The 19,426-nt window shown below is 45.9% G+C and carries 27 protein-coding genes and 3 pseudogenes; 1 reads left to right on the top strand and 29 read right to left on the bottom strand.

Annotated features, from left to right (window positions below; genetic code table 11):
- The 4 genes from ACSAMP_RS15670 to ACSAMP_RS15655 form a co-directional block, all read right to left on the bottom strand.
- The coding region (locus ACSAMP_RS15670) for a DUF2262 domain-containing protein (RefSeq protein ID WP_118736944.1) at nucleotides 1-835 on the bottom strand (835 nt) is incomplete at its 3' end.
- Nucleotides 836-1,176: 341 nt separating this feature from the next.
- A complete protein-coding gene (locus tag ACSAMP_RS15665; RefSeq protein ID WP_118300500.1) occupies nucleotides 1,177-1,473 on the bottom strand; it encodes a DUF3847 domain-containing protein in 297 nt (98 codons plus the stop codon).
- A complete protein-coding gene (locus ACSAMP_RS15660) occupies nucleotides 1,466-1,807 on the bottom strand; it encodes a replication initiator protein A (RefSeq protein WP_118300501.1) in 342 nt (113 codons plus the stop codon). Before ACSAMP_RS15660 ends, ACSAMP_RS15665 begins: the two co-directional genes overlap by 8 nt.
- A complete protein-coding gene (locus tag ACSAMP_RS15655) occupies nucleotides 1,804-1,992 on the bottom strand; it encodes a hypothetical protein (protein ID WP_118300502.1) in 189 nt (62 codons plus the stop codon). Before ACSAMP_RS15655 ends, ACSAMP_RS15660 begins: the two co-directional genes overlap by 4 nt.
- 483 nt (nucleotides 1,993-2,475) lie before the next feature.
- Between ACSAMP_RS15655 and ACSAMP_RS15650 the strand changes: the two genes are divergently transcribed.
- Nucleotides 2,476-3,282 carry a helix-turn-helix domain-containing protein gene (locus ACSAMP_RS15650; RefSeq protein ID WP_009296084.1) on the top strand — a complete coding sequence of 269 codons (807 nt, stop codon included), beginning with the start codon at nucleotides 2,476-2,478 and terminating at the stop codon, nucleotides 3,280-3,282.
- 61 nt (nucleotides 3,283-3,343) lie between these two features.
- Here the strand turns inward: ACSAMP_RS15650 and ACSAMP_RS15645 are convergent, their stop codons facing one another.
- From ACSAMP_RS15645 to ACSAMP_RS15525, 25 genes and pseudogenes are all read right to left on the bottom strand, one after another.
- Nucleotides 3,344-4,306: a DUF3658 domain-containing protein gene (locus ACSAMP_RS15645; RefSeq protein WP_014078537.1), complete on the bottom strand. Its 963-nt coding sequence runs from the start codon at nucleotides 4,304-4,306 to the stop codon at nucleotides 3,344-3,346.
- Nucleotides 4,307-4,322: 16 nt separating this feature from the next.
- Nucleotides 4,323-4,712: a TnpV protein gene (locus ACSAMP_RS15640; protein ID WP_457800976.1), complete on the bottom strand. Its 390-nt coding sequence runs from the start codon at nucleotides 4,710-4,712 to the stop codon at nucleotides 4,323-4,325.
- Nucleotides 4,672-5,034 carry a helix-turn-helix domain-containing protein gene (locus tag ACSAMP_RS15635; protein ID WP_022742028.1) on the bottom strand — a complete coding sequence of 121 codons (363 nt, stop codon included), beginning with the start codon at nucleotides 5,032-5,034 and terminating at the stop codon, nucleotides 4,672-4,674. Before ACSAMP_RS15635 ends, ACSAMP_RS15640 begins: the two co-directional genes overlap by 41 nt.
- Before the next feature lie 70 nt (nucleotides 5,035-5,104).
- Nucleotides 5,105-5,257 (bottom strand): annotated as a pseudogene (locus ACSAMP_RS15630) (Maff2 family mobile element protein); the annotation flags it as partial.
- 83 nt (nucleotides 5,258-5,340) lie between these two features.
- Nucleotides 5,341-5,733 (bottom strand): helix-turn-helix domain-containing protein, encoded by a 393-nt coding sequence (locus ACSAMP_RS15625; RefSeq protein ID WP_002304334.1) that lies wholly within the window; start codon nucleotides 5,731-5,733, stop codon nucleotides 5,341-5,343.
- Nucleotides 5,734-5,738: 5 nt separating this feature from the next.
- Nucleotides 5,739-6,059 carry a hypothetical protein gene (locus ACSAMP_RS15620; RefSeq protein WP_002304332.1) on the bottom strand — a complete coding sequence of 107 codons (321 nt, stop codon included), beginning with the start codon at nucleotides 6,057-6,059 and terminating at the stop codon, nucleotides 5,739-5,741.
- A gap of 12 nt (nucleotides 6,060-6,071) precedes the next feature.
- Nucleotides 6,072-7,310, bottom strand: a pseudogene (locus tag ACSAMP_RS15615) (VirD4-like conjugal transfer protein, CD1115 family); the annotation flags it as partial.
- Nucleotides 7,311-7,383: 73 nt separating this feature from the next.
- A complete protein-coding gene (locus ACSAMP_RS15610; RefSeq protein ID WP_069989216.1) occupies nucleotides 7,384-7,569 on the bottom strand; it encodes a transposon-encoded TnpW family protein in 186 nt (61 codons plus the stop codon).
- A 252-nt stretch (nucleotides 7,570-7,821) separates the two neighbouring features.
- A complete protein-coding gene (locus ACSAMP_RS15605; protein WP_117760457.1) occupies nucleotides 7,822-9,153 on the bottom strand; it encodes a virulence-associated E family protein in 1,332 nt (443 codons plus the stop codon).
- Nucleotides 9,110-9,736, bottom strand: coding sequence for a CHC2 zinc finger domain-containing protein (locus tag ACSAMP_RS15600; protein WP_117515783.1), 627 nt, complete (start codon nucleotides 9,734-9,736; stop codon nucleotides 9,110-9,112). Before ACSAMP_RS15600 ends, ACSAMP_RS15605 begins: the two co-directional genes overlap by 44 nt.
- Before the next feature lie 66 nt (nucleotides 9,737-9,802).
- Nucleotides 9,803-11,398 (bottom strand): MobQ family relaxase, encoded by a 1,596-nt coding sequence (mobQ, locus tag ACSAMP_RS15595; RefSeq protein WP_117515784.1) that lies wholly within the window; start codon nucleotides 11,396-11,398, stop codon nucleotides 9,803-9,805.
- A 298-nt stretch (nucleotides 11,399-11,696) separates the two neighbouring features.
- Nucleotides 11,697-12,002: a DUF3847 domain-containing protein gene (locus ACSAMP_RS15590; protein WP_069989220.1), complete on the bottom strand. Its 306-nt coding sequence runs from the start codon at nucleotides 12,000-12,002 to the stop codon at nucleotides 11,697-11,699.
- 77 nt (nucleotides 12,003-12,079) lie between these two features.
- Nucleotides 12,080-12,517, bottom strand: a complete 438-nt coding sequence (locus ACSAMP_RS15585; RefSeq protein WP_069989221.1) for a DUF6591 domain-containing protein — start codon at nucleotides 12,515-12,517, stop codon at nucleotides 12,080-12,082.
- Between the two features lie 2 nt (nucleotides 12,518-12,519).
- Nucleotides 12,520-12,978, bottom strand: a complete 459-nt coding sequence (locus ACSAMP_RS15580; RefSeq protein WP_069989222.1) for a DUF1700 domain-containing protein — start codon at nucleotides 12,976-12,978, stop codon at nucleotides 12,520-12,522.
- Nucleotides 12,975-13,334 (bottom strand): PadR family transcriptional regulator, encoded by a 360-nt coding sequence (locus ACSAMP_RS15575; RefSeq protein WP_069989223.1) that lies wholly within the window; start codon nucleotides 13,332-13,334, stop codon nucleotides 12,975-12,977. The genes ACSAMP_RS15580 and ACSAMP_RS15575 overlap by 4 nt, the downstream gene beginning before the upstream one ends.
- Before the next feature lie 226 nt (nucleotides 13,335-13,560).
- Nucleotides 13,561-13,851: a molecular chaperone gene (locus tag ACSAMP_RS15570; protein WP_117515785.1), complete on the bottom strand. Its 291-nt coding sequence runs from the start codon at nucleotides 13,849-13,851 to the stop codon at nucleotides 13,561-13,563.
- Nucleotides 13,844-14,122 carry a ferredoxin gene (locus ACSAMP_RS15565; RefSeq protein ID WP_243004528.1) on the bottom strand — a complete coding sequence of 93 codons (279 nt, stop codon included), beginning with the start codon at nucleotides 14,120-14,122 and terminating at the stop codon, nucleotides 13,844-13,846. The genes ACSAMP_RS15570 and ACSAMP_RS15565 overlap by 8 nt, the downstream gene beginning before the upstream one ends.
- 125 nt (nucleotides 14,123-14,247) lie before the next feature.
- Nucleotides 14,248-14,529, bottom strand: a complete 282-nt coding sequence (locus ACSAMP_RS15560) for a DUF6809 family protein (protein ID WP_117515786.1) — start codon at nucleotides 14,527-14,529, stop codon at nucleotides 14,248-14,250.
- 17 nt (nucleotides 14,530-14,546) lie between these two features.
- A complete protein-coding gene (locus ACSAMP_RS15555) occupies nucleotides 14,547-14,894 on the bottom strand; it encodes a TnpV protein (RefSeq protein WP_117515787.1) in 348 nt (115 codons plus the stop codon).
- A 33-nt stretch (nucleotides 14,895-14,927) separates the two neighbouring features.
- Complete coding sequence (locus ACSAMP_RS15550; RefSeq protein WP_117760458.1) at nucleotides 14,928-16,730, bottom strand: recombinase family protein; 1,803 nt, start codon at nucleotides 16,728-16,730, stop codon at nucleotides 14,928-14,930.
- 104 nt (nucleotides 16,731-16,834) lie between these two features.
- A pseudogene (locus ACSAMP_RS15545) lies at nucleotides 16,835-17,362 on the bottom strand (type IV secretory system conjugative DNA transfer family protein); the annotation flags it as partial.
- A complete protein-coding gene (locus tag ACSAMP_RS15540; RefSeq protein ID WP_002304320.1) occupies nucleotides 17,362-17,844 on the bottom strand; it encodes a PcfB family protein in 483 nt (160 codons plus the stop codon). The gene ACSAMP_RS15540 and the pseudogene ACSAMP_RS15545, both read right to left, overlap by 1 nt.
- A 36-nt stretch (nucleotides 17,845-17,880) precedes the next feature.
- Nucleotides 17,881-18,192 (bottom strand): DUF5720 family protein, encoded by a 312-nt coding sequence (locus ACSAMP_RS15535; protein ID WP_002304317.1) that lies wholly within the window; start codon nucleotides 18,190-18,192, stop codon nucleotides 17,881-17,883.
- A 10-nt stretch (nucleotides 18,193-18,202) separates the two neighbouring features.
- Nucleotides 18,203-18,844: a DUF3846 domain-containing protein gene (locus ACSAMP_RS15530; protein WP_002588969.1), complete on the bottom strand. Its 642-nt coding sequence runs from the start codon at nucleotides 18,842-18,844 to the stop codon at nucleotides 18,203-18,205.
- 54 nt (nucleotides 18,845-18,898) lie between these two features.
- A complete protein-coding gene (locus ACSAMP_RS15525) occupies nucleotides 18,899-19,426 on the bottom strand; it encodes a hypothetical protein (RefSeq protein ID WP_002304315.1) in 528 nt (175 codons plus the stop codon).

Genomic DNA, 19,426 nt, shown 5'->3' with positions numbered 1-19,426 from the left:
ATCCGGCTATATTAGCACTTATAATCTCTCCATTTGGCTCAACTATTATTTCTATAACATGCCCCCAAAACATATCATCGTCATGATAAATTAATGACAAGCTTCCATCGGGACTAACTGTTACTTCACTAATTTCCATACGTTTAGCAAATGTTTCTTGTGTAATTTCTTCTACATCGCTTTCATCTGATTCACTCAACCACTCATTTGCAAGTCCTGTAAGTTCTTGTGCCGCAAACTCACGATACTTATTATCGTTATCCACAATATTCTCAATTACACTTTTTAGGACAGCCATTGCCTGTTCAGCAGTATCTCCATCTTCTTCGTCTGTTTCCAAATATACATTTGCCTCTACACCATTCCAATTTATACTTCCTTCAAACCATGAAAACTCTCTTTCCAAAACAAAAGTACCTAATTCATTTTCCGTAGAAATAGGTTTTGAATAATGTTCCTTCAAGGCTTCCAATTTTTCGTTTGAAGCATTTTCTTCCAGTACTCTTATTAGCATATATCTGTTGTTCATATAATGTAATTGATATGGTTGTAATTTTTGAGGTATGCATTTCCTAACAACGACACGATAAATACCAAATTGCTCAAAATCATATCCCCACCCCTTACGTTTATTATCTTTTTTTATAAGCCATTCAACACGGCCTTTCTCATGAAAAAACTGACCATTGCGCAAATCTATGGATGCAAGAAAATCAACTGATGGTTTCAGCATATCTTTTATACATGCTGCTCCCCCACATGATGCTTGTACTAAAATAAGCATTTCATATTCTTCTGTTTCGAATTCTTTCTCAAAATCTGTTTGTACTGACATAATTCTTTCCACCTTTTCTTGGTAATTTACATAATCAAATTTTCTTTATTTTCCGAAAACTTCTAATTTGTTGTTGACTTCATTATACTTTACCCGACCCTCAAAGTACAGAGAGATTTTGTAAAACTTGTCGGCTGGGGAACAGCTTGCAGCGCAAGGTGTCCCCAGATGGCAAGTCCACAAAAGGGTAGCTGGCGGCAGCCAGCGCAGGGGAAGCGTAGCGTCCCCTGTTTGATTTGGAGCAGACCATGACTGCGGAAAATCACAGCCCTCCGGCGAGGAGCCTTCGGAGAACGCAATGCACCAACCTCTGGGTGGTGTATAATTGCGCCCTTAGTAAACTAAGGGGTTTCCGGCTTCTCCCGTTCCAGCAGTTTTTTCAATAGTTCCTGCGTGTCCTGCCTATGAAAAATGAGTTTCAACAGCAGCATGACATCATCATCGGTCAGGCGTTCCGGTTCTTGCAGAAAACTTTCCAGCATACCGCCACGAGTACAGAGCCGGTGTGTCCGTTCCTTTCGGGTAAGCTGCTTCAACTGGTGCTGCAATGCCTTTTCATCATTGATGGCTTTTCGCAGCTTCTTTTCACACTTTTCCAACTCCCGGTTGAGATTTTCCAGCTTTGAGGTATCAGGCAAGGGCAGCGTCCTCCTTTCCCGGTATCAGCACATAAATCCTGTTTGGTTCTCCAACGCCCTGACGCACCCGCATGATAAGTCCGGCGGTTTCCAGTTCATTCAGAGAACGCTTGACCGTCATGGGACTGCGGGACAGGACTGCGGCAATGGCTGTGACAGGGAAGCAGACAAACAGGATTCCGTTCTCGTCCTCTTGCCCTTTGGATAGCATAGCGTCCAGCATCCGGCAGTACATGACCTTTGCGGTGCTGCTGACTGGAAATCCTGTCAACGCTCTGGGAAATGGCATACATGGCGGCAATGGTGTGTCTATCATCATAAATTCAAAATTCATTCTGTGTGTTCCTCCTTTTTCTTTGCTCGTTTGGATAAGTAACGGGGGCAGTCAACCACAACCGCCCGGAAGCTCTGCTTGCACCCATGCTGGCATTTCCGGCACAATTCGTTGTAAGTGACACGCCCCCGGCCATTGAGGTAAAAGGAAAGCTCATGCTTCCTCTTTTTGCTCATTCTCGACATATTGCGCTTCCTCCCGTTTTAGTGTATGGTTTCGGGGCGATTTTCGGCAAAATTACGGTTATAGAGCCGCTTAAAATCTCCCGAAGTATCAGCGATAGGGTAGACTATCCCCCTATCAGATTGTCGTGTTTCGGTATCATTTCGGTGTCAGTTCGCCAGTTCTCCCCGGTGTCGTTCCTCCCCTGAATCTCACAGCGGCGTATCGCTCCCTTTGGTACGCTCGTTTCGGTCAGGGTTCCTCCACATCCCTGCCAAAAGTCATGGCACTACATCGCCGGGGAAGCATATCCCACACAGGCTGGTCATTCGATTGGAATAATCCATCGATGAACTACCTGTATCATAGAACATTTTTGTGCCCTGTGCCGTATGTCCACAAAGTAGGAATTAGGGGTAAAAAGCGGAAATTTCCACGATTGCGGAAAGTATGATATAATCCAATTAAGCGGCAGCAATCAAACCGCCGGAAAGGAGCGTGCGCCCATGAAAGGAGCAACAAGCATACAGGAACGCCTTTGGGAACTCCGCAAGGACAAAGGCTTAAATCTGGAAGAACTATCAAAGCTGACAGGCATTTCCAAATCAGCTCTTGGAAGTTATGAAAAAGAGGATTTTAAGGAAATCAATCATGGCAACCTTATCACGCTGGCAGACTTCTATGGGGTCTCTGTTGATTATCTACTGTGCCGGACAGAGAACAGGGAGCAGATCAACACACCATTGACGGAGCTGCATTTGAATGATGAGATGGTGGCACTGCTGAAAAGCGGTCGGATTAACAACCGTCTGCTCTGTGAGCTTGCTACACATAAAGATTTCATCAAGTTTCTTGCAGACATTGAGATTTATGTGGACGGGATTGCTACCATGCAGATTCAAAACCTCAATGCACTTGTCGATACCGTCCGGCATGAAATCATTGAACGGTATCGCCCAGGCGAAGATGACCCGCATTTGAAAGTGCTGCAAGCCGCCCATATCAGTGATGATGAGTATTTCAGTCACATGGTTCTGGATGACCTCAACCTGATTATCCGGGATATTCGGGAAGCCCACAAAAAGGACAGTGAGAGTGCGCCCCAGACCACCGTTGCCGATGAATTGAAAGAAAATCTCGAAGCAGTCGAAAATTTCAAGGGCAGCCGGGATGAAAAGCTGGTTGTCCTTTACTGCAAGCAGCTCGGTATCAACTATAAAAATCTGTCAGACGAAGAATTTCGCTGGCTGATTCGGATTCTCAAAAAATCAAAGAAAATGGGAACGCCTATCAGCCAGAGGAAAAAACGGTAAAAAAAACCGCTGTTGCATGGTTGGGGTGCCTTCCATGTAGCAGCGGTTCTTGCTGTGGTTATTATTTCATTCGTTTTCTTAATATCCGGCGATAATTTGTTTCTCCCTTTGGTGCGTCCTGTATAATTTCCAACACACCATCTTCAAGCATTTTATCAATGCGATTAGAAATCCATACATCACTAATTCCAAGTTGATATTTTCCTAAAACATTACCTATAACAATAGCCATTTTGAATTGCTCTGGCTGTTCCGCAATTTCACGAAGAATGAAACTATCATATATATCTTCTGAAACACTTTGCAATTTACCATTTAGCATTGCACGCAAAGGTGCATTTTCATTTTGAAGTTGATTCCATTTCATAGCACAAGCTGAAAGAAATACAGGCTTAGCTTTTTCTTGTAGAGTTATATATTTTCCCCATTCGCCAGGAGAAACCTCACCCCATGCTATTTTGGATGTCATAGTATTTTCTTTTCCATATTCCCAGGCAGGTAACTTAACCAAATAAATTGTTGTCTGACAGTTTAATGGTCGAAGTTGTTTCATAAGCCAGTACATACCGCAAAGTTCATCCGGATTATAGCTATACCAAATACGAACTTCTTCCCCAGCTACATATCGTTCAATAACCGAAGACAATGTAGTTTTAATTTTCTGTATTTTTTCTTCAACCTGATAGTCTAAATCCTCTACAAACCAGACAGACAGCATTTTCTTGAGAACATTTTTCCGCTGTTCGCCAATTCCATTATCAGAAATATCTCCCACACTAAGAGCCATATCAAAACAATAAACATCACTGCTCTTGCCTCCCAATGGAATAGCATTCTCCCAAGCAATATGTTCTTGTTCCTGTGCTTGAATTTGTGCTTCTTTCATTTCATCTGAAGATGGAACACTCCCATCTTCGTGCCTCATAAAGACCGAAACTGCACTTCCTCTATACTTTCCCTTACCGTAAGTTTGGGCAATTTTCAAACTTCCACAGGCACTTTCACCAAATACAATTTCAATCATCTTATATACCTCCGATTTAATTACTCCCGTATGAATAAATTATATCATGCAAAACAATTTCTTCTGCTCGGTTGTGAATGTTATTGCAACGCTGCACCCATTCCATTTGACGGGTACGCTTCAATTCCTCGGTCACGCCCTCGGTGGCTTTCATCTGCTCCATGATGGTGTCTAACCGTTCCTGTGCCTGTTCGTTCAGGTCTGCAAGGTATGTCCACAATTCTCCGGTCAGTATCAATGTATTCAATCTGGCTGGGTGGACTTCCCTTAAATATTCCCGGTGCATCCGTCCGTACTTTCCGATAGGGCGGTGTTCCTCCGGCAGTTTCAAGTCCGGGATGTAGTAATCTCCGACAAGGATATAATCAATTCCGTTTTCCGTTATTCTTGGTTTCAATTCTCTCATGTTCCTTACCTCCTGTGGAAGCAGGCTCGTCTGGTACTAACTCAATCACATCGGTAATCTCACAATTCAGCGTTTCGCAGATACGGGCTAATGTATCCATGCTGATGTGCTTTCCCTCTTTGCTCATGTTGGCAATCATATTTGTTGTCATACCAGCAGCAAGCCTTAAATCCTCTTTCCTCATATCACGCTCTAACAGTGTGTGCCAGAGTGGTTTATAGCTGATGTGCATATTGTTTTCCTGCCTTTCTATCCATACCACCGGGGCGGCTGCCCCGGCAGGAACTTTTCTCTTATTATAGCACCAATCTTGTGAAATCACAATTTATTCTTGTATCCTGCCGCTGATACCGTCTGGATTGGTTTTCCTTTCTTTTTTGTTCCCTTTAATTAGCCATGAACTGCTTCATGCCCTGGGACTTTGCGCCGGGGTTATCGTTGCCGTAGCCCTCAAGCAGATTGATTGCACCCCAGATGCCAAGACCTGCGCCCAGAGCGATAACGAGAGTCTGAAGAACGGTTACTGCGCTATTGAAAAATGCCATAATATTTTCCTCCTAAAATTTGAAATTGTTTTGAGAATAGAAAAAGCCCTCCGTACTACCGGCATCAAAACCGGACGGAAGGCTTAGTTTACGAGAATCTTTTCAAGGAACTCCTCGACGGTTATCACGCCAAGTTTCTGTTCCATTCTGCTTCTTGCATATTCAGTTTCACAATCATATATATCACCACCACCTTTCATAAGAAACAGCCAATACATTGACTGCAACAAATCTTCACGAGAAGCACAGATTGTCGGTGAAAAAACGACAGGTGAAACCTTCAGAACCTCTGCGAGTTTCGCTGTGGTTTCTGCATTAGGGGTTCGAGCGTTTTTCTCATACTGAGCAATACGGACATCCGCTGTTTTCTCGGAATACCCCATCAGGAGTCCAAGCTCTTTCTGGGTAAGGCGGCGAAATCGTCTAACGAACTTCAATCGCTGCCCAATAGAGGTATCCGTGATCCACCAAGTCATTTTTTTTACACCTCGCTTTCTGCAAATTCTCGATATACAACCTCATTTTTTGCTCTGCGCTTGCCTACGGCTTCACTGGGAGCAAGGTCAGGGTAGGTTGCCTGCACTTTCTGTCTGCTTCTGCGGACAGTTTCAAACCCCGGAAAGCTGCGTCTATCCAGTTCCTTCAAAAACACAGGAACCGTCATGGCATGAATGTCGATGCCACGCAGACCGGAATAGTGTTCCAGTACCATCAGGTACAAATGATTGTCGGTATTTCTTGCCTTGTGGTCGTGTTCCAAGATGTTCTTAACCAGGGCAGATACCGTTTTCAGATTTTCCAAACAGAAACCTCCTTAATCCGCATCGACTACCACAAACTCATCACCTGCCTTGAGCTTCAACCTTCGACTCAGAAACTGCTCAATGTTGAACTCATTTCTCTTATCAAAGTCTGATGTGTACTTATAATTGGGGTGCTGCGTCAGATCGTACTTGTCAGAAAGAAACGGTCTGACACCACGCAACTGCAAAATACACTTGCTGCCATCCAGAACCGCAAGCTCATCTACGCTCGCAAGGTCTTTGCCTAACTTCTGATAATTCAAGCCGTAAGACGGGCTGTTACCTCTGGTGTTGGAGGTGTTGTAGGTGTCGATAGTTTCTTTTCCCAATGCCTGATTCAGTTCTTTGAGCGTGGTTGGCTCAGAACCACCCAGGAAAATTCGGGAATCCATGTTGCCGATGATGGTATCGGCATTGTCTTTATAAATGGCTTTCAGCTGTGATTGTGCCTGGAGAACAAGGCAAGCCGATATTTCACGGCTTCGGATTGTCGCTACCAGTTTTTCCAGATTGGGAATCTGACCGATGTTTGCCATCTCATCAATCAAGCAGCGCACATGAACCGGCAGTCTGCCGCCGTACACATCATCTGCTTTCTCGCACAACAAGTTGAACAGCTGTGTGTAAATCATGGAGATCAAAAAATTAAACGTCGCATCCGTATCTGACATAATCAGAAAGAGCGCCGTTTTCTTATCTCCGAGAGTATCCAACTGCAACTCGTCATAGGCAGTCACATCTCTGACCTCCTGAATATCAAAAGGAGCCAGACGAGCGCCGCAGGAAATCAAAATCGACTTAGCGGTCTTGCCGGCAGCCAGCTTGTATTTTTTATACTGACGGACTGCAAAGTGATTCGGCTTTTTCTTTTCCAGGGCTTCAAACATCAGATCCACCGGGTTCTGGAACTCCTCATCATCTTCCCGCACCTCCATTGCGTTCAGGAACTCAATCAGGGTGGAGAAATTCTGTTCCTCAACCGGAGCTTCATAGTGGATATATCCGATCAAGGCACAGTAGAGCAGCGTTTCCGCCTTCGTCCAGAACTCATCACCGGCTTTTCCATCACCCTTTGTGTTGGCAATCAGCGTTGTCACCAGTTTCAGAATGTCTTTTTCTGAATGGATATAGGCAAATGGGTTATAGTGCATCGACTTCTGAAAGTTGATGGTGTTGAAAATCTTGATGGTGTAGCCATGCTTCAAAAGGGCGTTGCCGCACTCAATCACGATGCTGCCTTTCGGAAGCGTTTCGTCAAGACAGAATGTGCATTTTATTTGCAAACATTTTATGAACAACTCACATCCTGCCTTGACGATGGTTTTATCCGCACATGGCGGCGTTGCGAATGTCGTTTTTGATAAGGCGTAGCACCTTATCGTCCATTGTTTCCTTGCTCGTCTGACTGAAATGGATGCCCACCATGTAGGTGGTCTTTCCAATCTTTCTGACAAGGACGGGTGCGGTCTGCTCGGTGGTTGTGGGTGCTGTGTTCTTTGTTTTTGCCATTGAATACCTCCTTGAAATGGAAAAAGCCAGACAGGGTGTGAGGGGCGGCAACGAAGTCCGGCAACGGGCTTCAAAAAACCTCAAACATAGTCCTATCTGGCTCTTTTACTATTTTTACTTTTTTCTTTGATTTCTCCGTTGCTTTCGTTGCCGGAGAAGAAAACTCCTTGTAAATAAAGGGGTTTTAAGGGATTAGCCCTGCAACGGGGTCGGCAACGGGATAGCAACTGGCTCGGCAACACGGTCAGTTTTTCAGAATGGAAGTTCCATCTGTCGGGCTTCTTCCTCGGTCAGTTCCCGAAAACCGTCAAGCAAATTTGAGCCTGTTGCCGATAGCTCGTTGCCGGACGGTGGGGTGCGTTCCCATCCTCGCTGTCTGCCGTACTTAGCAAAGATACGGGGATTTGAAAATGGTGTCCATCCCTCGATGCTGTTGTTCATAATCTCGTTGATTTCTCGGATTTCCCATTGCTTCGGCTCGTCAAAGGGATGGTTCAGAGCTTCTGCATAGATCAGCTTGGAGCAGACCTGTGTGCCGTTGTAATTATCAAGGAAAGACTGTATCAGTCCTGCCTTGGTGTCCTCCGGCATGAATTGCTTTTGCAGTTCTTTCAGTTCCTTGTCCATATCCTTGGATAAGGTCAGCCTTACAGGGAAATTATGATAGATGAACATGGCTTCTGCCCACATAAGGTCAATGAACGCTCTGGATGCAGCTTCATCTTCCAGAATGTGAACCACGGCATTTTCGGGGTGTACCATGATGGGCAAGAACCTACGGTTGCCGCTTCGGTCAAGGGGCAGAAAGTCCATTGTATTGGAAGAACCGCCGAACACGCATTGCCTAAGTCGGTCTGCCGGATGGGTTTCATACGGCACTTTATAGGTTTCTTTCGCCCTGCTGATAAAGGACTTAATATCCTCAATGCTCTTGGCGTTGGCTGTGGCAATCATTTCCGACATTTCGATTATCCAATGCCCCTGCATCTTGCGGTAAACATTGTCATCGTCAATCTTCTTTAGGTCATCGGAAAACCATTCGTCCTTGACTGCCAACAGTCGGAAGAAAGTGGACTTTCCTGCACCTTGCCCACCAACAAGGCAGAGCATGACTTCAAATTTGCATCCGGGCTTGAATACTCTGCTGATAGCTCCCAACATGAACAGTCGCAAGCATTGATAGGTGTACTCGCTGTCCTCTGCACCGAGGAAACGGGTCAGAGCGTAGCGGATGCGTTCTGTGCCATCCCATTCCAGACTGTTCAGATAGTCACGGATGGGGTGGTACTTATTGCAGTCAGCGACAATGGAGATAGCTTTCTGGATTTTCTTCTCGCTCGTCAATGCGTATTTATCTTCCAGATAGAGCATCAGATAATTCAAGTCCGTATCGTTGAGTGTCGCTGTCTGCTTGCTCCACCAAAGGGGCTTTACAATGTCGATACGCTCCGTGAGAATGTTGTACCTGACAGCACCTTGCAGATATGGGTCATTCTGAAATACTGTCAGACAGTTCCTTATGCTGTTCTTGATAGCTCCGCTATCGGTCAAGTCCAGACTTCCTCTGACTTCTTCCACGGTCATGCTCGGCTGTGGGTTCTGCAAATCGCTGTTCAAGTTTCATCACCTCTTTTCTTTGCTCGGCAACCAGAGCTTTCTTTTCTTCGGGAGTGCCGTACAAGAGAATATCAAGCAGATATTCGATATAGCTTTCTCTTTGCAGGGCTTCCACGAACAGGGGATGCCATTCATCCTCCGGCTGTATCGGTGCGTACTGCTGTTTCCATGCTCGGAGAGAGTGGAAGTAATCGGTCAGCACCTTGTAGCATCGGTTTTCTTCCTGTTGGTATCTCTGTTCGGGGGTAGGTTCTCTAATCTTTGGTCTGACGGATGGCTTCTGTCTGCTGTCATAGCAGATACCAAAATCATCAGCTAACTTCATGGCGGCTTCTTTGCTTGGCAGTCCGAACAGTCGAGAAACAAAATCAACTGCATCTCCGTCTGCTTGGCAAGCGAAACAATGGAAACGCATATCCACTTTCATGCTCGGATTTCTGTCATTGTGAAATGGGCAGACTGCCATGCCGTGACGATTGACACGGATGCCGTACATCTCTGCCGCCTGTCGGGTGGTAACATTGTCTTTTATTGCTTCAAATACATTCATTGCATCATCCTTTCGGGAAACAAAAAAGGCACTCGACATTTTCGCAAAGAAAACGGCAAGTGCCTGTTAGAGTTCCATATTCTGTTTTTTGTGCTGCGGAGCTTTCTGCTCCGGCTGTTTCTTGCCCTGCTCCTGCAGGAACTTCACTTTCTCCGTTACGGAGTGCTTCGGTTCGGGCTTCTTCTCGACTGCCTGTTCCGGCGTGAGGACTTTGCCGACCCAGTAGCGAATATCTTTCATCGGCTGTAATTCCTCTTTGACGGTTGCAAGCTGTCCGGCAAGTTGGCTGTGGGTTGCTTTCAGCTTGTCATACTCGGTTTGCAGAGCATCCAGATTTACATTCAAATCAACGCCCTGTTTTTTCAAATAACGGAACGCCTTATTGAAGCTGTCCAGTTCGTCCTTATGGCTTTCTGCAAAAGCGGCTTGCCTTGCTTTCCAACCAATTTTCAGATACTTGTCATGGACTGCCTTGTGGGTCTTGCAGTCTGCCACGGCGTTCTGTATGCCGGTAATGACTTTCATTCGGGCAGATGCTTTTTTCATTTCGGCATTGATTGTCTGGGCTTTCTCATTCACGCCTTGCAGGGCGGTGTCCAAATCTTCCAGAGTGAAAAGCTCATGTTCTTTTAAATAGATCAGAGCTTTGGAGACAGCTTTCAAATCATCGGCTGTGCCTTTCTGCTGTCCGTATCTCGACCAGTCGCTGCGTTCTGCCTTTCGCAGATTCATATAGTCACGGAGCAGAGTGGAGAGGTCGGGCGAAGCATTTTTCTTTTCGGCTTCCATTTCTGCAAACGCTTCTTTTGTGGCAGACACAATATCCGCAATCCAGTCTCGCAGATTTTTGATGGTACTGCGGATAGCGTTCATCATGCGGTTGGCGGCTTTAATATCTCGGTTCAGATTGCCGATATTGGTTTCAATGCCCTTGCGCTCCAGAGCAGAAACGGCGGCTCCCATGTGGACAGTCGGGATAATGTCAAGCCCTTGTCTTTCATAGGAACGCATATCCACACGCTCGGCACTTCCGGCAAGCTCCAGATATTTATTCTGAATGACTTCCCATCCGTGTCGCCATTCCTCGGCGTGATACTGTTCGTTCCAGTCAACGGTATCTTCCTTATGGCTTTTCCATCTGCCGGACGGGAGCTTGATACGCTCGCCGTTCTCGTCAAGGTCATAAACCTTTCGGCTCTTGGGCATCCACTTTCCGTTTTCATCAATGGCTCGCATGGTCAGCATGATGTGGCAATGGGGATTGTGTCCCGGAGGATCTGGGTCATGGATTGCAAAATCACAACACATTCCTTTGGACACGAAATGCTCATTGCAGTATTCCTGCATCATCTGCGGACACATTTCAAGTGGCATTTCTCTCGGCAGGGCAACAACGAAACGCCTTGCAAGCTGTGAGTTCCATTGCTTCTCCACTTCCTCGGCAGAGTTCCAGAGTGTAGCTCGGTCTGCGTATTCGGGTGGTGCATTGGTTGGGAGCATGATTTCCGTGTAAACAACCTCATGCTGTTTTCTGCGGTGGTCTTTGTGCTTCTGGTCATACTCGGAAAACAATTTTTCTCCGGCTTGGTAGGCGGCTCCGGCAACGGCAGAGTTGCCTTTGCTTCTCTGAACAATTCGTATGTTCAGATGGGGTACTGGCATTTTGTTTGAACCTCCTTTCTCGGTGCAATAAAAAATGACCGATACTTTTCAGCAGCGGTCAGATGGGGAAAGTATAAAACTTGCTGACGGTGAATGATTGCTTGCAATCATTCATCGGCGGCAAGTCCACAAAGGGGTAGCTGTCACAAGACAGCGCAGGGGAAGTGTAGCTTCCTCTGGATGATTGGAGCAAAAGACTTTTGCGGAAATCATCAAGCTCCCTGCAAGGGGCTTTCGGCAGAACGCAATCACCATCTTTAGGTGGTGTATAATTGCGCCCTGTTTCTCAACAGGGTTTTTAGCTCCCGTTCGGTTGCTCATTTTCCTTTCGGTTCGCAATCAGCATATTCAGCTTCTTTTGAACCGCTTCGCTGTGGAAGATGAAAGTCAGAAGCTCCATCACATCATCGTCCGTCAGAATGGTCGGTTCTCTCAAAAAGGTTTCCAACATTCCGGCACGAGTACAAAGGCGGTGGGTTCTCTCGCTTCGGGTCAGTCGCTTGATTTCGCTTTCCAGTCGCTTTTCCTTGTGCTTGGCTGCGGTCAGCTTTTTCTCCGCAACATACTGTTCTCGTTTCAGCTTTTCCAACTTCTCATTGGACATCGGGTCAACTCCTTTCGCAATAATGGATAAAACAAAAGCGACCAACTTTTTACGGTTGATCGCCTTTGGCTTAGTCATTATTCAAATGAAATGTAAATAGTTAAATTATCGGGTATGTAGCTGATACTCAATCCTTTTTCGTCATTAGATAGAAGCGTACCAATAGAAACATAGTCCTGTCCCTTGATTTCTTCTGATACATCCTCAATCACGGAGAAGCCTTCTTGTTTCAACAGCTCCATATATTCGTTATAAGCACTTTCGTCTATATCTACAATGCTGATACTGCAATTCTCGTGTTCTGTATCGAGCATAGCCCACGCAACTGTACCGGACGGAACAGGAAGTCCCTCTGTGTATTCATTCACAGGCCATACACCCTCATCAAGCATCGTAATACTTTCAGATTGTGTATTGCTTGTGTTTCCTGTGCCAGTTGGTGTTGTTCCCAGGTTGGAACACGCTGTCAATGACAGCATAAGTAAAACCGCAAGTATTGAAATATATTTTTTCATAGTTACCTCCTGTTGTTGCGGACTGTTCGGATAATCTGAATGACAGCAAATGTAACAGCGATTATGCCGACCACTAAAATGACTTGTGATGCATCAAAACCGAAAGTCCCCTCAACTTGAATGTTTGTCATTGCGTCTGCTTGCCCGATAGCTCCATCTGGCACTTTATCAGATTTTGCAGTAGCATAAATTACAAAAGCAACAACAGCTACCACAAGGGAAGTAACGCTTGAAATAATCCCTTTTCGTTTCTGGGGAGCAGAATTATCAATTCCAAACTGTTCTGCTGTATTGTCAGCAAATTCTTTTGGTGTCCCCAACCTTTCGATTACCTGTTGTTCAGTTTCTCCATGCTCTGCAGCAGAAGCAAAGATTTCATTCAGATCACGCACAACCTCAGTTTTGGCTTTGCGTGATAAATTCAATTCCTTTTCAACCTGCTTAATATATTGTTCTTTCATTCTGACACCTCCGTTTGTTGATAGCTGGCGATAAAGCCATTTACGCAATCTGTGTAGCTTGCCCAAAACATAATCAATTCCTGTAAAACTTCCTTTCCTTTGGGAGTAAGGGAGTAATATTTCTTAGAGCCACCATTAGCTGCCGCTGGTGCTAAACGACATTGAATTAGCTCTGCCTCCTGCAAGCGATACAGAATAGGGTAAATCGTCCCCTCTTTCGCATATCCCAAAACAGACGCACTGTTATTTAACTCTGTGATAATTTCATAGCCATAGGTTTCTTTGCGTCCGATTAAGGATAAGAGTATCATTTCAAGAGAGCCTTTTTTGAATTGTTGCACATACTTATTATCCATACTCTCTACCTCACTTTAGTTTTGCTACTTAGCATACCTAAATAGCAAAACTAATTATACTACGGTCTGCAAGTTCAGTCAATATAGTTTGAAAGAAATTCACATCTATAGCGGTAAATTTTACATTTTCGTCATATTCGATACCTTATACATCCCTATGTACTTGCGGTCAAAACATCGGATACAGACCCGACATTTTGACCGCATATCAACCCTAAACGCTACATTATTCCGTCTGACTGACGAAACCGTTTTGCTTGGCGTTCTCGCTTGCTTTTCGTCTGCGTTCCTCGCTGTACGGCGGCTGCAGACGGATGGACAGTCGGGACTTGTCCAGAACATAGGACACGCCGCCTTGCTCGTAGGTCTTTTCCAGTCGGCAAAGGTCGGGGTACTTCTTGGAGAACGCCGCCAGTCTGTTCCTCAGTCCGGCATTGTAGGTCTGGATGTGTGCTGTGTCCTCGCCCTCGTTGAACAGGACGATAGTTTCCTTTTCGTACTTCGTCAGCTTACTCATATAATCTCTCCCTAATGGAAATCGGCTGATTATCGGAATGGTACTTGTGGTGGGCGAAGTGTTCTACTTCCAGTCTCATGTTGTAGAAGAAACAGCGATACCATCTGTCGCAGCTCTCGTCACTCAGCTTGACTGCCAGAGTGAAGAACAGCTTCTTTGCCGCAGGATCGGGAGCAAGTGCAGCCGCAAAACGCAAGCGTTCAACGGTGGCTTCACGGTTCGGACAGCCAAAGGCATAAAGGGCTTTCTTTTCGTTCATAGACATTCTCATAGATAAATCCTCCTTGAAATTGTGAAATTAAAAGCGACAGAGACTTCACAAGGAAATACCTGTCGCTTTGCTTACGGTATGAAATTGTGGGGTCTGAACTTGCTGAATTGTCCAGTCTTTTACCTCTACTTAGTAGGTGGGAAGAATGGGCTGTGGAAGATTTCGCACATCATCAGAACGCCCATTGTAAAGCCATACTTGAATTGGACTTCATTGGTTATGTTGCCCTCGTCTGCGTGACTGTCGCAGAGCTTTTCAAGCAAGGCGTAGTCCTCTTTGCTTAGCTTGTCCTCGAAGAAAGACATAATCCTTGCAATCTCCCCGGTGGCTTCACGGAACTTGTCGGACTTTGGTACGACATTCTCGCTTGCGTAAATCTCGCCATTGAACAACGCTTCTAAAATCATAAAATTTAACTCCTTTCTCAGCAGTAAATCAGTTCGCCCTTGATGGTTTCCTCTGCCTGTGCAACGCAAGCGTTCATCTGGCGAACCCATTCGATTTGGTTTTCTGCTTTCAACTGCTCCGTCACGCCGTATGCTTTTGCAAGCTGCGGAATGATGATTTCCAGTCGCTTCTTGGCGGCTTCCTCAATCTCCGCACAATGCTCATAGAGCGTTTCGGACAGTACCATGTCGGAAAAGAGGATGGGGTGTGCCAGTCGCAGATACTCCTTTCTCATTCGCCCCCATTTTCCGAGACGGATATTCGGCTTTGCCAGTTTGATGTCGGGTACATAGTAGTCTCCGCACTTGATAAAATTGAGTTCCATAGTGTTTTCCTCCTTGAAAATATATTTTGTTTATTACGCACATCGGGATTTTTCGGCTTCTGCTTCGGCAGCTTCTTTTTCCTTTTTACGCTGTCTGTATCTGCGGACAGTTTCATTTCTGCGGTCTTTGCGTTCCTGCTCTTTGAGTTCTGCCAGTCGCTTTTCTTCCTCTTGCCTTGACAGGACTTCATCTTCGGTATCTTCCACCACAAACTGACCGATGAAATTGAAGTAGAGGTCAATGCGCTGGGTGCGGTTGGCGGTTCTGCCGCCAGTCGCTTCATAGACAACGATTTTGTCAATAAACTCATTGAGCATGGTCTGTGTGATTTCCGTAAAGTCACGGTATCGCTTTACCAGTCGGACAAACATTTCTCCGCTTTCTTCCTCTTGCCGGAGTTCGCTGATCTTCGCTTCGATTTCAGCGACCCTTGCTTCAAGCTCCTGTTGCTCGGTGTCATACTGAGCCATGAGCTTTTCAAACTGTCTGTCGGGTATCTTGCCGGATGCGTTGCCCTCATAGAGTTTTTTGATGAAATTATCCAGTTCTGCAATACGCTTTTTTGCGGTTACAAGCTCCTTTTTGCTGTCGGTCTGCACAACTGCTTGACTGGCACTTGTAAGCTCTTTGACTTGCTGTAAAAATGCCTGTTCATCTTTCAGCACATAGGCGGCAACCTTGCGGATAGCTTCATCCACCAGACTGTCCAGAGTGGATGCCTTGATAAAGTGCATCGTACACTCGCCGTACATGGATTTGTAGGTTGGACAGCGGAAGTTGCTGTCTGCATCGTAGGTTTTTCCGTCTGCTCTGTGCTGTGAATGTGGGCTTGCATAAGACAGGCGTTTTCCACAATCCGAACAGTAAAGCAGTCCAGACAAGCGGTGGGAGTAAGTCCCGTTAGCCAGAGTACGCTTTGTTTTCCTGCGGAGCTTCTGTGCCAGATGCCATGTTTCTTCATCGACAATGGCTTCATGGGTATTCTCAAAGATGATAAGTTCATCGGGTCTGGCTTTTCTTCGCTTCTTGGTCTTGAAGTTCTCGCAGATGGTCTTTCCCAACACGGTATGCCCCATGTATTCCTGCTTTTCAAGAATATAGGCAACTGCGGTACAGTTCCAACGATATGGGTCATGGTAGCTGTGGTTTCGGCTCTCTCCATGCTCGGACTGTTCCAGATATGCAGACGGTATCAGCACCTTTTCCTCGGACAGCTTATTTGCAATCGCCTTTGTCCCCATACCGTCAATAATCATCTGGAATATTCTGCGGACTACCTTTGCGGCTTCCTCGTCAATCAGCAGATGGTTCTTGTCCTCCGGGTCACGCTTATAACCATAAGGGATAGCACCGCTGCATCGTTTTCCGTCCTGCATCCTTGAACGGAAGATAGCACGGATTTTGTTGCTTGTGTCCTTTGCGTACCACTCGTTCATAATGTTCAAAAACGGAGTGAAGTCATTTTCGCTTGGATTGGCACTATCCACGCCGTTGTTGATTGCGATAAATCGGACACCTTTTTCGGGAAACATGATTTCCGTATAAAAGCCGACTTTTAGATAGTTACGCCCAAACCTCGACATATCCTTTACGCAGACAATATCGACTTCTCCTGCTTCGACTGCGGCAATCAGAGACTGAAATCCGGGGCGGTTGAAGTCAACGCCACTATAACCATCGTCCGTGAAATGGCGGATATTCTTAAATCCCTGTGCCTTGGCATACTCCTCCAGATATTTCTTCTGGTTGGTGATACTGTTGGATTCGCCCTGCATTTCATCGTCACGGCTCAATCGCTCATAGAGGGCTGTGTACTTAGTTTTCTTGGTTTCCATTGGCTTCCTCCTTTCTGGAAAATTCATATAGGGTACAGAAAAAGCCACATGGCAGAAGATTTTCGTCTTACCGTGTGACTTTTTCTCTGTCCTATATTATTGTAACCCTTCGGGTCAGTGACCACATAGGAACTGTGCATCTGGAGAAGGTTTGGCTTCAACCAAAAGCGAGTTTTACCGGAACCCGAACCGCCGATAATCAGAACATTCTTATTTCGGGCATTGGCAGGATTCTTCGGGCGATTGCTCATCATCAGCCGCTCCGTTTTCGTCAGGATCACATTGTCCTCGAACTTTGGTGCAATAAACGGCTCAATATCTTTTGCCGTTCCCCAACGAGCAGAACCGTACTCAACATTGTGTCGGTACTTCTTTGCGTTTTTGCCTTTTAGATAGACAGCCAGCCGAAGTCCTGCGCCGCAGAGAATACCAATCAGCAAATCCAACGGGTGAAAGCTGGGAAACGGATTGTTCAGGGCTATCGGAAGGGCATGAAAAAAGCTGAGGATTTTCGCAGATGAATCTGCCCCCTCAGCCAATCTCCATGCTTCTCCTAAATTCGTAGCGAACAACCCTACCAGAAAATACGGTAAATTCAGAATCAGGAGCTTTTTCATTTTTCTCTTATCCATCACAGATCACGCTCCTGTTTCTTCTCTCGAACCTTCTTCGGAATCGCTGCGACAATTTCCTTGAACTTCTTCAGCTGCGCCAGAACGCTCGGCTTTTCATTCTTGGTTAATGCCCTTGCCTGATGTTCCTTGCAGATTGCATCCAAAGCATCTGCATCTTTAGAACGGACAAAAACAAGAAACCGGGGAGGATCAACGGACTTATCTTTTCTTACGGCAAAGTCCACGCCATACTTCTTGGCGAGCTTTTCAAAATCACGGATACTCTCTTTGTCGATCTCAACATTCGTAGCACCCTGATTCTGTCCCAAAAGCTGTTTCACGGATTGCTTTCCATGAACGGCAGGGTCTCGTGCCTTTTTCATCTTCACTTTTTCCCGGTGCTGCAAATACTTGCGGATACCGGCAATGATAGTGCGCCCCGTCAGCTTGGTTGTGCTGATCGCCAGGTTTACTGTTCTGTTTTCAACTTCTTCCTGCATGATTCATCACCTCCTGCAAGCAGTAGAGTGAACAGATTATCGTGCCATATCTCTGTGGTCGTAATACAGATTGCCCTTGGCAACTGCGGCATGGCTGATAATCTTGATATTGCCAGCTTTCTGGTTATCCAGAGCCTTCTGATAACCCACATCGCTCAAATACAGGCGATTTCTTTCGCCTTTCCAACCGACAGGCGATTCATCGGTCAGCACATCGAAAATAATCATGTGCTTGGTGGCGTCATCAAATCGTGCCAAGTCCATATAGGTATGTCCCTGGTACTCCTTGGCACCATCCTGAATCCGCTTTCGCTCCATCAGCTCTCCAATCGTCGAATTTCTTTGCATAAGAACCTCCTTACAGAACATCTCGGTCAGGGTTACTTTTGTGGGGAACCGAATCAGCTTTGACAGGTGCATCTTCTTTCTTCACCATGTCATCCGGCAGGGGAAGCGCCATAATGCTGCGCCCCATGCGTACAAAAGTCTCAGGCTGATGAAAGTGTTCCTCAAACTGCTTCATCAGTTCCGGGGACAGAGAACAAAAATCATCCTCGCCCAATCCCACAACCAGAAAATCACCGGCGATAATGTCATAAATATCGCCGTCATCATCACGCAGCGCACGGTTCAGTTCTTTGCCTACGAGTTTACCTTCGTCGTGCATCACCAGTGCAACCGGCTCATTGAACGGATAAGTTGCCTCAATATCGCCACCTACGGCTTTCTGCAAATCCTCCAGCTCACAGCCGATCTGCACAGCCTGCGGATACATGAACGGCTTTACCAGCAACACATTCATGGTATCTGCCTGTTCTTTCTGAACCTCCCGTTCCTCGGTCGTGCCGAACGCAACACCGGTAAAGTTTTCGGAGTCCAGAATGTACTCCGAATTGTAATAAGCGGCTCTAACCTGTTCCTCTGCCGCATCGTGAGATTCTGCTTGCACCGTAACCGTTTTCTCCAAGGTTTCGGTGATCTTCACATCGTATTCTTTCAAGTTTCGATACCTCCGTTTCTTTGGAAATAAGAAAAGCGACCATCCATGAACCTGTTACAGTTCATAAATAGTCGCATCCACATCGGCTAAAAGCTCGAACAAGCAAATATCGTCCAGTTCGCAAATCAGGGAACCCATGTCGAAGAAAATATCGTCCTCGCATTCCACCGTAGTAACCACGCTGCGGTGTTCGTTAAGACAAATGGCTTCTTCCTTGTCCATCGTGATCGTAGACATACAGGACACCACATAGAATGTCATATCTTCTGCTAACCACAGCTCCTTGCTCTGAATCGTGCGAACTTTTTCATCGCCGCTCATATCTTCTACATAGGACAGAAGCCGCACGGCTCTGCTGTTCAGAAGTACCTTTCCCTGATAGTCGATACCCTCACCAGCAGAGGACAATACTCGATACTCGCTAATCATCTCGGCATTTTTCTGAAACGACTTTGCCAGAAGCGCAGGAGAAATATCATCGAACTCCTCACTGTAGTTTACGAGCATATCTACCATATAATCAGGATCGCAAAGGTCGTAGAGTTCTTCCAAAGCGCCCTGAATGTTTTTGGGTGTAAACAT

This window comes from Flintibacter sp. SJQ-8 (assembly GCF_054108085.1).
The sequence above is the reverse complement of the archived record's forward strand: the minus strand, read 5'-3'. Positions and strand labels throughout refer to the sequence as shown.

Bases quoted from the DNA above. Each gene is read 5' to 3' on its own strand.
- ACSAMP_RS15525 (WP_002304315.1), bottom strand. From the start codon at position 19,426: ATGTTTACACCCAAAAACATTCAGGGCGCTTTGGAAGAACTCTACGAC.
- ACSAMP_RS15555 (WP_117515787.1), bottom strand. From the start codon at position 14,894: ATGGAACTCAATTTTATCAAGTGCGGAGACTACTATGTACCCGACATC.
- ACSAMP_RS15645 (WP_014078537.1), bottom strand. From the start codon at position 4,306: ATGATTGAAATTGTATTTGGTGAAAGTGCCTGTGGAAGTTTGAAAATT.
- ACSAMP_RS15540 (WP_002304320.1), bottom strand. From the start codon at position 17,844: ATGCAGGAAGAAGTTGAAAACAGAACAGTAAACCTGGCGATCAGCACA.
- ACSAMP_RS15605 (WP_117760457.1), bottom strand. From the start codon at position 9,153: ATGACCGTGGAAGAAGTCAGAGGAAGTCTGGACTTGACCGATAGCGGA.
- ACSAMP_RS15580 (WP_069989222.1), bottom strand. From the start codon at position 12,978: ATGAAAGAACAATATATTAAGCAGGTTGAAAAGGAATTGAATTTATCA.
- ACSAMP_RS15625 (WP_002304334.1), bottom strand. From the start codon at position 5,733: ATGACTTGGTGGATCACGGATACCTCTATTGGGCAGCGATTGAAGTTC.
- ACSAMP_RS15655 (WP_118300502.1), bottom strand. From the start codon at position 1,992: ATGTCGAGAATGAGCAAAAAGAGGAAGCATGAGCTTTCCTTTTACCTC.
- ACSAMP_RS15570 (WP_117515785.1), bottom strand. From the start codon at position 13,851: ATGAGTAAGCTGACGAAGTACGAAAAGGAAACTATCGTCCTGTTCAAC.
- ACSAMP_RS15600 (WP_117515783.1), bottom strand. From the start codon at position 9,736: ATGAATGTATTTGAAGCAATAAAAGACAATGTTACCACCCGACAGGCG.
- ACSAMP_RS15585 (WP_069989221.1), bottom strand. From the start codon at position 12,517: ATGAAAAAATATATTTCAATACTTGCGGTTTTACTTATGCTGTCATTG.
- ACSAMP_RS15560 (WP_117515786.1), bottom strand. From the start codon at position 14,529: ATGATTTTAGAAGCGTTGTTCAATGGCGAGATTTACGCAAGCGAGAAT.
- ACSAMP_RS15610 (WP_069989216.1), bottom strand. From the start codon at position 7,569: ATGGCAAAAACAAAGAACACAGCACCCACAACCACCGAGCAGACCGCA.
- ACSAMP_RS15535 (WP_002304317.1), bottom strand. From the start codon at position 18,192: ATGCAAAGAAATTCGACGATTGGAGAGCTGATGGAGCGAAAGCGGATT.
- ACSAMP_RS15565 (WP_243004528.1), bottom strand. From the start codon at position 14,122: ATGAGAATGTCTATGAACGAAAAGAAAGCCCTTTATGCCTTTGGCTGT.
- ACSAMP_RS15640 (WP_457800976.1), bottom strand. From the start codon at position 4,712: ATGAGAGAATTGAAACCAAGAATAACGGAAAACGGAATTGATTATATC.
- ACSAMP_RS15590 (WP_069989220.1), bottom strand. From the start codon at position 12,002: ATGTCCAATGAGAAGTTGGAAAAGCTGAAACGAGAACAGTATGTTGCG.
- mobQ (WP_117515784.1), bottom strand. From the start codon at position 11,398: ATGCCAGTACCCCATCTGAACATACGAATTGTTCAGAGAAGCAAAGGC.
- ACSAMP_RS15550 (WP_117760458.1), bottom strand. From the start codon at position 16,730: ATGGAAACCAAGAAAACTAAGTACACAGCCCTCTATGAGCGATTGAGC.
- ACSAMP_RS15575 (WP_069989223.1), bottom strand. From the start codon at position 13,334: ATGGATAATAAGTATGTGCAACAATTCAAAAAAGGCTCTCTTGAAATG.
- ACSAMP_RS15660 (WP_118300501.1), bottom strand. From the start codon at position 1,807: ATGAATTTTGAATTTATGATGATAGACACACCATTGCCGCCATGTATG.
- ACSAMP_RS15650 (WP_009296084.1), top strand. From the start codon at position 2,476: ATGAAAGGAGCAACAAGCATACAGGAACGCCTTTGGGAACTCCGCAAG.